The sequence below is a fragment of the Jannaschia formosa genome, assembly GCF_003340555.1.
GTDB classification, from domain to species: Bacteria; Pseudomonadota; Alphaproteobacteria; order Rhodobacterales; family Rhodobacteraceae; genus Jannaschia; species Jannaschia formosa.
Genome location: NZ_QPLJ01000055.1, coordinates 1 through 6,966, shown reverse-complemented (window position 1 = coordinate 6,966; position 6,966 = coordinate 1). Strand labels below are relative to the sequence as shown.

The 6,966-nt window shown below is 65.3% G+C and carries 7 protein-coding genes and 2 pseudogenes; 7 read left to right on the top strand and 2 right to left on the bottom strand.

Going from position 1 to position 6,966, the window contains the following annotated elements:
* From DR046_RS24030 to DR046_RS22435, 4 genes and pseudogenes are all read left to right on the top strand, one after another.
* Positions 1 to 138: pseudogene (locus tag DR046_RS24030) on the top strand (IS481 family transposase); the annotation flags it as partial.
* A 142-nt stretch (positions 139 to 280) separates the two neighbouring features.
* Positions 281 to 703: a hypothetical protein gene (locus DR046_RS22445; RefSeq protein ID WP_115384574.1), complete on the top strand. Its 423-nt coding sequence runs from the start codon at positions 281 to 283 to the stop codon at positions 701 to 703.
* Between the two features lie 2 nt (positions 704 to 705).
* Positions 706 to 1,104, top strand: coding sequence for a hypothetical protein (locus DR046_RS22440; RefSeq protein ID WP_115384573.1), 399 nt, complete (start codon positions 706 to 708; stop codon positions 1,102 to 1,104).
* Complete coding sequence (locus DR046_RS22435; RefSeq protein WP_115384572.1) at positions 1,092 to 2,432, top strand: pilus assembly protein TadG-related protein; 1,341 nt, start codon at positions 1,092 to 1,094, stop codon at positions 2,430 to 2,432. The genes DR046_RS22440 and DR046_RS22435 overlap by 13 nt, the downstream gene beginning before the upstream one ends.
* A 148-nt stretch (positions 2,433 to 2,580) precedes the next feature.
* Here DR046_RS22435 and DR046_RS24490 read toward each other — a convergent pair.
* Both DR046_RS24490 and DR046_RS22425 read right to left on the bottom strand, forming a co-directional pair.
* Positions 2,581 to 2,916: pseudogene (locus DR046_RS24490) on the bottom strand (transposase); the annotation flags it as partial.
* A 78-nt stretch (positions 2,917 to 2,994) separates the two neighbouring features.
* Positions 2,995 to 4,524: a hypothetical protein gene (locus DR046_RS22425; RefSeq protein ID WP_135227390.1), complete on the bottom strand. Its 1,530-nt coding sequence runs from the start codon at positions 4,522 to 4,524 to the stop codon at positions 2,995 to 2,997.
* Between the two features lie 221 nt (positions 4,525 to 4,745).
* On the opposite strand from DR046_RS22425, the gene DR046_RS22420 reads away from it, so the two are divergent.
* The 3 genes from DR046_RS22420 to DR046_RS22405 form a co-directional block, all read left to right on the top strand.
* Positions 4,746 to 5,930, top strand: a complete 1,185-nt coding sequence (locus DR046_RS22420) for a sensor histidine kinase (RefSeq protein ID WP_115384569.1) — start codon at positions 4,746 to 4,748, stop codon at positions 5,928 to 5,930.
* A complete protein-coding gene (locus DR046_RS22415; RefSeq protein WP_115384568.1) occupies positions 5,927 to 6,316 on the top strand; it encodes a response regulator in 390 nt (129 codons plus the stop codon). Before DR046_RS22420 ends, DR046_RS22415 begins: the two co-directional genes overlap by 4 nt.
* Positions 6,317 to 6,671: 355 nt before the next feature.
* Positions 6,672 to 6,966: transposase family protein (locus tag DR046_RS22405; protein ID WP_135227389.1), on the top strand; the 295-nt coding region annotated here is incomplete at its 3' end.

The window sequence follows — 6,966 nt, the reverse complement described above, 5'->3', positions numbered from 1 at the left end:
TACGTCTGGCTCTACAACCAGCAACTCCCGCAATCAGCCCTGGAGACCAGGGCGCCCTTGCAGGCGATCAAGGAATGGCACACCCTCAAGCCAGAGCTGTTCAGGAAACGGCCATACTACCTGCCGGGATGTGACAGACAGCACCACCGGTGCCTTGTGTCCGGGATCCTGAACGCCGCGTTTCCGCCCCAATCTGTCTGATTTGCATCGGGAAAAAGTCTTAAAATAGGCCCGGTGGTTGCGTTGTTAGAACCAGTTACCTGAGGGGGGCTGCGGCGCCATGGATGAACGGACGGGCAATTCTCTCATTGCATATATTGTGGACGAGGATGGCGCGGTGGAGACGCTATCGCTCGTCCTGTGGCTTCCTCTCGTCTTTTCCTTCTTCATGTTTCTCGCCGACGTTTCCTACATCCTGTACAGCAGGTCCGATCTCGTCCGGATAGCTGAAGACAGCACGCGGGCCAGGTCGATCGGCTTGATCGAGACCGATCTCGGGGTGATCCAGGCGATAGCGAGCCGGCTTCCGACGGAGGGGTCGCAGGTGCCGTCGATTCAGAGCTCCGTCAGCCTGGGCGTGATTAGGACCGCGGTGAGCGTTCCGATATCAATGATCGACATGCTGGGGATCGTGGCTCGAATCTCGGGCGATGCGTCAGTGACGATCGTCGTTCATCAATTCAAAGAGAATCTCGAGGTCTGAGAATGCCGCTGGGGATAGTCCGGTTCGCAAATTCCGAGAATGGCACGGCGACGGTCGAGGCGGTGTTCTGGTTCGCGATAATGACCGCGCTCATTATCCTGATAACCTGGGCGAGCATCGCGTTTCAGGGGTATACGCCGATCGCGCGCAGCATCCAGGATGGCAACCGCCAACTCTCGATCGGCCGATACAAGACCGTCGCCGAGGCCGAGGCCTATATCGAGCGGCAGCTCGCGCTGCGCGACGTTTCTGCAGATGCGACCGTGACGCTCAATGGGAACATGATCGACACGACCGTCGTCGTTCCGTGGAGCGCGATCGATCGGTCGGGCTTCCTCGAGGCCACCGGCATGCAGCCGGTGACCTTTACCGCACGGCACAGAGTGGAATGGCTGCCATGACCCGGACACGTCGAAACTTCATTCGCCACATCGGCAGGTTTGCCTCCTCGGAAGAGGGGGCCATGACGGCTTTCGGGCTGTTCCTGTTCACCGCCGCCTGTGCCATCGGAGGGCTCGCGATCGACGTGTCGAACGCGATGCGGATACGCACCCAATTGCAGGTCGCGGCGGACAGTGCCGCACACGCCGCGCTGGTCGCGCGCCAGACCGAGAGCGAGGCCAGCGCGATCGCGGCCGCGCTGGCGGTCGTCGAGCGGTCGCTGCCTGCCGCCATTCACGGGACGGTCATCGAAACGGCAGACGTCGTTTTCGGGGAGTGGGACGAGACCTTGCGGACTTTCGTCGCGAGCCCGGGCGCCAAGGAGGCGGTGTTCGTCGATACGTCTCGTGTCGACCAACGCGGAAACGCGGTCAATACGTTCCTTCTGAAGCTCATCGGATTCGAGGCCTTCAGCGTCATCCGCCAATCCGTCGCCCATGTCTACAATCCGACCTGCATGCTCGAAGGCTTCGTCGCCGAATCGTATGTCGATGTCACCAGCAACAACTACTACACGTCCGGCTTCTGCATCCATTCGAACGGTTACATCGAAGTCTCCAGCAACAACACCTACGAAGAAGGTGTGATCGTTTCGATGCCGGACCGGCAGGACATCGTTCTGCCGAACAGCGGTCTGGAGACAAATGTCGGTCTCGCCGAGGCGCTGCGGGATTCCTACTACGAGATCGACGCGGCCGATCGGGTCCTCGCCATGAAGCAGGGGATCACGAATCCCTCCTCCCCCTACTATCCCGATTACCTCATCTCGCCGATGCCGCGGACTCTCGACTGGAAGAACAAGCTCGACGAGACGACGTGGCAGCCCGGCTATATCCACGAAGCGACCTGCAACTCCACCAATCAGCGTCTCAACGTGCCCCAGGACACGGTGCTGCGGCAGGGCGTGCTGATCACCAACTGTGAGGTGTCTTTCGGCTCCGGGGCCGCGGTCGAGGACGTTACCGTCATCACGACGAGCCCGTCGGTCAACTCGATCACGGGCGCAGCCGGCATCCGGATGGGCGTCGACGACGATTGTGCGCCTGGAGGCGGCGCGCAGTTCTTCACGCTCGGCGGCCTGCGCGTCCCGGCGAGCTTTCGCATATTCGGATCGCAAGTGATCGCGGGCGGGCCCGTCAACTTCGTGGCCGACACCGGCGGCGTCGATGGCGCGCTCGTCGTCAGCGACCAGTCCATCGAGGCGACCTCAGGCGGGACCATCGGCTTCTGCGGCGTCGATGGGCTGCCAGACTGGGCAAAGCGGCCGTACTACAGAATCGTCCTATAGGCTCCGGGCGTTCTGGTCCGTCCTGAGCATCACGCTGTGCGTTCGATTTTGGGGTTCTGCCGTGGCGGGTCGGGGGCGTCTCTGGCCGTCATAATGGTTGCCCGACATCGCGCGCATGCGGAGCACGAAGGCCTCGCGATGCTTGGACGCCGGCGTTTCGCCTGGCCTCGGTGCTCGCGGTGGGAAGCCACTCGACGCCCTTCTCCCCGATCCGCTGGCGTCAGGGGATCCGCGAGGACGGGTCGATCGGCAAACGGTGCTGAAAGAAGCTCTCCCCACGGAAGTGCTGCCAGTAAGGGTTCTTCGCCCACCGCGCGACGCGCGCCTCGGCCGACATCGCGAAGGCGTGCTGAAGGTAGAGCACGCCTGCAATCGCCCGCGGCGAGGGCGCCGGCCGCTCAGTACGCGACGGGAGGAACCCCGCCCATCCGGCTTCGAGGACGTCCCAGTCGATCAGCGGGGCCAGCCGGACGAACCTGAGGCGCCATGTGGATCAGGTCGGTGAAGCTTTGATATCGGATGCGAACGGGGGCGCCACCCGTTCGGGCGGCGCCCCGAGGGTTCAGAAAAGGAGGACGTCGTCCAGATCGATCCTCCCGCCGCCCTCGATGGCAAGAAGCGGATCGTCACCGAGGCCCGCGACGTGGACCTCTCCGCTTCGCGCGTCGTAGGAGATCAGGCCCAGTTCGACGGCCCGAAGCAACTGCCCCGGCGAGACCTGCCTCACATTGACCGTCGCATCCCCGATGGAGAAGAACTGGTCGTCCAGCGCGATCTTGTCGTCGTGGTCGAAATCCTTGATCCGCCCCGACTGCCCCCGCCCGATGGAGGCGAAGGCGAAGACGTCCGCTCCGGCGCCGCCGGTCATCTCGTCGTCCCCACCCGCGCCGAACAGGACATTGTTGCCTGCGTTCCCCCGCAGGGCGTTGTCTCGACCGTTGCCGAAGAGGTCGAGGTCGAGCTCTCCTGTCAACTCGCCGTCATCGATGTCCCTGTCGAGGCGCAGGTCCCTGCGAGCCTCTTCCGCGCGGGCGCGGCCAGGCGGGTCTCCCGCAGGCGAGCCGACATGATCGGGCCGACCGTTCTCGTCCGGGTCGTCGTCCTCAACCTCATCGGTGTGGTCGTCGGTGTCGAGGTCGCCGTCATCGTCTGCGTCAAGGTCGGCGTCGTCGTCTGAAACGTCATCGTCCAGATCGTCGTCGTCATCGTCCTTCTCATCGATGGGATCGCCGTCCTCGTCCTCGTCCTCGTCCTCGACTTCGTCCGCGTCGAGGTCGTCATCGTCGTGCAGGTCGTCGCCGTCCTCTTCGTCAGCACTTTCGGGATCGCCCATGCCCTCGTCGTCATGGTCGTCGTCATCATCAGCCAAGTCATCGTCTTCATCTTCGAGGTCGTCGTCCTCGTCCGGATCGTCGTCCCCGGACTCATCGTCATCGCTGTCTTCCTCGTCGAGGTCTTCCTCGTCGAGATCGTCGTCATGTTCGGGCTCGTCGAGATCATCGTCGTTCTCGTCCTCCGTCATCGCCTTGCCGAAGAGTGCGGAGATGAGGGAGGATTTGCCGTCCTTTGCGTCAAGTTCAGACAGGTCTTCGGCAGTCAAGGTCATGCGGTTCGGATCGTCACCCGGTTCGGGGTCGTAAACGACGCCTGCAGTCGGAGTGGACATCGGAGGGTCTCCCAAGTTTATCAGCACGACCGAGTGGTTAGGGCGCAGAAATGGCAAATTTTGGGCCGGCGGAGAGACTCGAGGAGCTATATCGGAACATGAGGGACGCCGTCTGATCCGACGGCGCGATTTGGTGGCGTCCCCATTGCGCAGGATCGGCAGGCCGGCTGCCGGCATGCGCACGGTCTGCACCTTCCGACGCAAGGTCGCACCAGCAGGTTGTGGAGGTTCGACAGGCGCCGCTTTCGCAGCCAGCGTCGTGAAACCGGCGCCAAGGGCGTTGGCCTGGAGCATGTCGCAGGCGAGGAGGCGCGCATTCGCATGCCGCTGGGTCAGCAGCGAGGTGGCGTTGCGTGAGCTCCGGTGGAGCTTGGCGATGGCGCCGTAGGACAGGTCCGGCTGCGGCCTGGCTAGGCTATCGATCACTACCAGCCGGAACCGATCGCATGACCGCGATACCCTATGCGGTTTTTCGGGTCAGGATCGGTCTTCGACTGCCCCAATCGGGTGGTCAGACTTCGCTTCTGTTGCATGTCCGGTCTGGCCGATGGGAGGCCGACGCTGATGCGCCCGCACGCAGTCTGCGAGGGGAGGGGGAACGCCAAGTGTCTGATGGCGTTGTCTGGTAGCCCACCCACGGAGGCTGCATGACCGACACTCTTGGCTCCTCATCAGCGCCAGACACCATCAAGGCCCAGGCCGGCCGCATGCGCATGCAACGGAGGGCGCTGGCGGAGTTCGGACTTGCCGCGTTTCGCTCCGGCGACCTCGACGCGGTGTTGAACCGCGCCTGCGAACTCGTGGCCGAGGGCCTGGATGCCGAACTGGCCAAGGTGCTGGAGTACCGCCCCGAGCGTGGGGATTTCCTGGTGCGCGCGGGGGTCGGCTGGAAGCCCGGCGTGGTGGGGCACGAGACCTTCGACGGAGGCGAACGCGCCTCCCCGGCGGGCTACGCTCTGAAGCGGGGTGAGCCGGTCATCTCACCCGACCTCGCGGACGAGGGGCGCTTCGCCATCCCCGAGGTGCTCCACGACCATGGCGTCCAGAGCATGGTCAACGTCGTGATCGCAGGTGAAGACGGCCCCTACGGCGTGCTGGAGGTGGACGCGCCGCGGCACCACGACTTCGACCAGGAGGACTCGGCCTTCCTCGAGAATTACGCCAATCTGCTTGCAGCGGCGATCGAGCGGCTGCGTGGGCATGCCGAGCTCGGCCAGGCGCTGTCCGAGCAGAAGGTCCTGGTGGGCGAGCTCGCGCACCGCGTGCGCAACATGCTGGGCCTCGTGCAGGCGCTCGCCTCCCAGACCGTAGCCGAGGACGCGGGCGCGATCGCCTATCGTGACGCCTTCCTCGGCCGCCTGGGCGCCCTTGCCCGTGCCGAGGGGCTCGTCTTTGAGGATCACGCGCAGAGCCTCGACCTGGCCCAACTCGCGCCGCGGGCCCTCGAGCCCTTCACGGCCGACGGCCCCCGAGCCATCGTGGTCGATGGCCCGGCGCTGTGGCTGCCGGCACGGATCGGGCGCATCCTCGGCCTCGTCCTGCACGAGCTCGCCACCAACGCGACCAAGCATGGCGCCCTTTCGTCTCCCGAGGGTCGGGTCCGACTCGCGTGGCAGAGCGAGGAGGCCAGCCAGGGGGACAGGCATGTGCGGCTCCGGTGGAGCGAGGAGGCCGGCCCAGCCGTGACGTCCCCCAGCCGCCGGGGCTTCGGCACACGGCTTCTCGAGAGGCTTGCGAGCTATGAGCTCGAGGGCACCGCGTCGCTCGACTACCGCCCCGAGGGGCTCCGCTACGACCTGACCTTCGAAGCCCCCAGGGAGAGGACGACGTGAACGTGACCCGTGCCGATATGAGCGCGCTGCGAGACCGGCGCATCCTGGTGGTCGAGGACGACCCGCTGATCGCGATGGAGATCGCCGACCTCCTTGCCGCGCAGGGCGCCGAGCCCGTCGGGCCCACCCCGACGGTGCGGGCCGCGCTCGCCGCGCTGGCCGATGGGCCGCCCGATCTGGCGCTTCTCGACCTCAACCTGCGCGGCGAGTGCGGCACGCCCGTGGCCGCCGCGCTGCACGAGGCCGGCGTGCCCTTCGTGCTGACCTCGGGCTACGCGCGCACTCAGATCGACGAGCCCGCGCTCGCCCAGGTTCCACTCGTTCCGAAGCCGATCGACCACCGGTTGCTCATTGCGACGCTCCGGCGTCTGCTCCCTACGGGGTGACCCCGCATCGACTCGCTCCGGAACCCAGGACGAAGCGCGGTGCCGGACGCCCGGTCTCGGTGTGCCACGTTCATCGGGCCGTGCGGCTGAGGTCGAAGGCTGATCTGCCCTTGATAGAACGAGTGGCGGCGTTGGGTCCTCACCGGCTCACTCAGCAAGCCGCAGCAGCAGGTTCTGGTCGTTCGACACGTGCCACCGCCCGCCGCGGCGGGTGCGGATGCCGCGAGCGTTCAGCTCCGCCGCCAGCGCACGGAGCGTTGTTGTCAATCGGCGTGCAAGTCTGGGTCTGGCTCGCATTTGGTGCTGCTGATCCTCGGCAGCTCTACCTTTCGGCAATCTTCACAGGAGGTTGCCGATGGTATCTGGGGTGGATCTACGGGCGCTCCTGCCCGGAGGGTTGAAGGCTGAGCGGATCGAGCTGGTCGGGGATACGGTGCTGATCCACCCGCAGGCGGCAGGCGAAGCTGCGGTCTGCCCGAGATGCGGTGAGATTTCTCGTCGTGTACACAGCCGCTATCGGCGTCGTCTCGCGGATCTGCCGGCACATGGGCGCCAGGTCAGGCTCATCCTGAGTGCTCGGCGCTTTCGGTGCCCGACCTCGCTGTGCCGGACGCGGATCTTTGCGGAACGGTTCTCGCCGGCGATCGCCA

Excerpts from the sequence above, each read along its gene's own strand:
- DR046_RS22435 (WP_115384572.1), top strand. The coding sequence starts at position 1,092 with ATGGCTGCCATGACCCGGACACGTCGAAACTTCATTCGCCACATCGGC.
- DR046_RS22440 (WP_115384573.1), top strand. The coding sequence starts at position 706 with ATGCCGCTGGGGATAGTCCGGTTCGCAAATTCCGAGAATGGCACGGCG.
- DR046_RS22420 (WP_115384569.1), top strand. The coding sequence starts at position 4,746 with ATGACCGACACTCTTGGCTCCTCATCAGCGCCAGACACCATCAAGGCC.
- DR046_RS22445 (WP_115384574.1), top strand. The coding sequence starts at position 281 with ATGGATGAACGGACGGGCAATTCTCTCATTGCATATATTGTGGACGAG.